Here is a 2817-nt window from a genome sequence, read left to right as displayed (position 1 = left end):
GCGATGGAATAGCCGAAATAGGGCGTGATCAGCCGCGGACGTGTGCCGCCGAACCACGTCAGTAGCGCAGCGGCGGAGCCGCCGTTCAGCCACAGCAGCGCCTTCATAGCCTCAAGGGCGTACTTGTTGCCCTCACTCCAGTGGTATCGCTGCTCTTCAGGAGTCGGGGCTGTCATGGGGGGAAGGAAATGTCGAATGCATCGCCCATGGCGAGCCGGCATCGCAGGTGTTTTTCCTCGGACACCAGGAAGTTAACGCCGTCCTCGAGTGCGAGGCGATCGCCGGTTTCGGTCGTCAGGATGTAATTCGGCTGGCGGCGGCAATCGACGGTCATCTCTCGGACCGCCGCAAACGAAAGAACCCCGAGGCAAAGCGCGAGCATCATCACAAGCCACGCAGCGAGTATCTTCTGACCAAGCCAGGGCCATACGGTCGCCGGCAGCGCCATCGCGCGCGCCGACCTATCGCCACTTGGCACTATTGCCGAGGATTCGCCCATTCCAGACTCGCCGATTCGTGTTCCCACGAAGTTTAGCACATACCCGTGAGGGCGCCTCGCCCTGGCGCTGCTGGCAATGTCGGCCTCGAGGATGAGGACTGATCCGCCGCATGGTCGAAACGTCGAGTTCCTGCGGATAGCGAGTGATCGGTCAGCGCAGGTAGAGCAAACCGATAGTCTTGGCAGCAGCCGCGGAAGCGTCGGGAGCCATGACGCCCTTCAAACCATTCAGTTCGTCTAGCGCGCTGTCCAAAGCCTTCACCACCTCGCCATGGGCGACGACGCCTTTCTGTTCGAGCAGCGCGAGGATGTGCTTCACCGCAAGGGCGGTGCCGTAGGCCGTGCCCCCTGGATTACCAGGCTGCGCCGGGGCGGCACGCAGAGCTGGATCAAGGGCGGTGCCGTAGGCCGTGCCTTCATTTATCATCGTGTTTCCTTTAAAAACGCGACCCCGCCAGCTCGTGAAAAGGGGGAAGCGACGGAGCCGCGCCAAGCCGGCGCCCGTCTCCGGGAAGCGCCGGCCCATAAAGGCAATACGAACCAGGCCTGCGGGTTCCGCGATGGGCGGCGGCTTGGCGGGGCGAGCGAGGCGGTGGTCACGGTGGGCGCCTCATGGGCGCCCCGATCAATTGCTTGAACCGGCCGGAGGCTCAGCTCAGCCGAGAAATCATCGAAAGGTCGACGGCGTAGGACTTGGCGATCTCGGCCAACGTCTCGCCCGCGGCGCGGCGCTTGATCGCTTCCTGGCGCTGGTATTCCGACAGCTTCGGCTTGCGGCCGAACTTCACGCCCGTGGCCATCGCGCGCTTGCGGCCGTCGCCGGTGCGTTCGCGGATAAGATCGCGTTCAAACTCCGCGATCGCCGCCAGCAACACCGACAGCAGCCGCCCCTGCGAACTGGACGTATCCCACAGCGGATCGCCCAGCGATCGAAACGCCGCGCCGACGCCGCTGATGCGCTCGATCAAATCGAGCAGCTCGCGTGTCGAGCGGCCTAGCCGGTCGAGCTTGGTGACGAGCACCACGTCGCCGGCCTTCAGGGACGCCATCAGCTTCGCCAGCTGCGGCCGATCGGCGCGCGCGCCGCTGATCTTCTCGCGATAGATGGTCTCGGCACCGGCCGCCTTGAGGGCCTCCAGCTGGCCGGTGAGATCCTGGTCCTGCGTCGATACCCGGGCGTATCCGATAATGGCCATTTGCGTTGCTCCATTTTCACAAGTAAGTTTCGCAAACTGTATCACGTTGATTTTGCTTGTCCAGCGTTTCTTTGCGAAACGCCTAAGTTTCACAAATGGCCACCTATGGATCAATCCCCGCCGTTGTGCGTTGGACGACGATGGACAAGGAAACGAAGCACGAAATCTGGATTGTTGCGCTCGGCACAATCATCGCCGAGGTGCCCCTGGTCCTGATCGCAACCATGATGATTTTTACTCACTAGCTGGCCCCCGGGAACAACCCCGAGGGCCGCAAGTTGAATTGGCGTTACCGGATGCGCAGCCAGCCCCGCGCAATCCGATGAATGACGGCCTCAGCTCCCCCCGGCTGGGGCCGTTTTCTATGCGATGCGGATGCCGGCGATGGGGTGGGGTTGCAACGGTTGCTACCCCATCCACAAGAGCCTCTCGGAACGACCAAGTCGGCGAAGGTCAAAGCGCGACGAAACGGGCTCAAAAAATAAGTCGGCAGGGACGCGGGCGATTCCACTCCACTGGTGACGGCTGCCAACGCCACCCGATTCAGCGGCTGGTAGCGTGATCCGATCTTACCTTCTGCACGCCTTTGCACAGGCACTGTATTGCGCACCACAGGCGAGTTGACACTGGAGTCTAGTTGGGTCCTGCGGACCAGGGCACGCTGCGTTACAGATATTCGTGTCGATTTCGCACCGACCGAGACACCCATTAACTTGGGCGAAACGATATATCTTCGTCGCGTTAGCTGGCGCCTCTTTTGCTGGTTCGGCCGCGCCTGACGCTGTGACAATTGCAATTAGCAGTCCCGGAGCAGCTAGAAACCGCATTTAATCCTCCCCTGCATGTTCGGTTACACGGTAACATAAACCGGGCCTATAGACCCCATCCCGATGCCCGCCGGGGCGCTTGGGCGCCCGGCTCCGGTCCGTCGCGTACGGACTGGGCGAGCCCCATCAGGGCTAGGTCTCGGTCGACGGTTCCTTGATCGGCATGTGCGTCAAGTGGTCGACCTGACCGGCCACCTCCGCAAGCAGCTCCAGTAGCGAGACGGTCTGGTCTCGATTGAGCGCCAGCGCGCCGGATTCCCAGAACTCCTTGTGCAGTTCCTTGGTGAGCTTATGC

The 2817-nt window shown here is 62.1% G+C and carries 4 protein-coding genes; 1 reads left to right on the top strand and 3 read right to left on the bottom strand.

Annotated elements, in window-relative coordinates; genetic code table 11:
- Window positions 1-172: 172 nt before the first annotated feature.
- The 3 genes from E8A46_RS12635 to E8A46_RS12625 all read right to left on the bottom strand — a co-directional run bounded on the left by E8A46_RS12635 (window position 173) and on the right by E8A46_RS12625 (window position 1695).
- On the bottom strand, window positions 173-448 hold the full coding sequence (locus E8A46_RS12635) for a hypothetical protein (RefSeq protein ID WP_291561024.1): 276 nt from the start codon (window positions 446-448) through the stop codon (window positions 173-175).
- Between the two features lie 202 nt (window positions 449-650).
- Entirely contained in the window at window positions 651-926 is a 276-nt protein-coding gene (locus E8A46_RS12630) for a hypothetical protein (protein WP_291561021.1), read from the bottom strand.
- Window positions 927-1149: 223 nt separating this feature from the next.
- Window positions 1150-1695 (bottom strand): recombinase family protein, encoded by a 546-nt coding sequence (locus E8A46_RS12625; RefSeq protein WP_291561020.1) that lies wholly within the window; start codon window positions 1693-1695, stop codon window positions 1150-1152.
- Window positions 1696-1790: 95 nt separating this feature from the next.
- Between E8A46_RS12625 and E8A46_RS12620 the strand changes: the two genes are divergently transcribed.
- Window positions 1791-1940 carry a hypothetical protein gene (locus E8A46_RS12620; RefSeq protein WP_291561018.1) on the top strand — a complete coding sequence of 50 codons (150 nt, stop codon included), beginning with the start codon at window positions 1791-1793 and terminating at the stop codon, window positions 1938-1940.
- Window positions 1941-2817 lie beyond the last annotated feature (877 nt).

The organism is Bradyrhizobium sp. (assembly GCF_004799445.1).
GTDB lineage: Bacteria > Pseudomonadota > Alphaproteobacteria > Rhizobiales > Xanthobacteraceae > Bradyrhizobium.
This window is presented reverse-complemented; position numbering and strand designations above follow the sequence as displayed.

Coding starts and splice junctions, on each gene's coding strand:
- E8A46_RS12620 (WP_291561018.1), top strand. CDS start 1,791: ATGGCCACCTATGGATCAATCCCCGCCGTTGTGCGTTGGACGACGATG.
- E8A46_RS12635 (WP_291561024.1), bottom strand. CDS start 448: ATGGCGCTGCCGGCGACCGTATGGCCCTGGCTTGGTCAGAAGATACTC.
- E8A46_RS12625 (WP_291561020.1), bottom strand. CDS start 1,695: ATGGCCATTATCGGATACGCCCGGGTATCGACGCAGGACCAGGATCTC.
- E8A46_RS12630 (WP_291561021.1), bottom strand. CDS start 926: ATGATAAATGAAGGCACGGCCTACGGCACCGCCCTTGATCCAGCTCTG.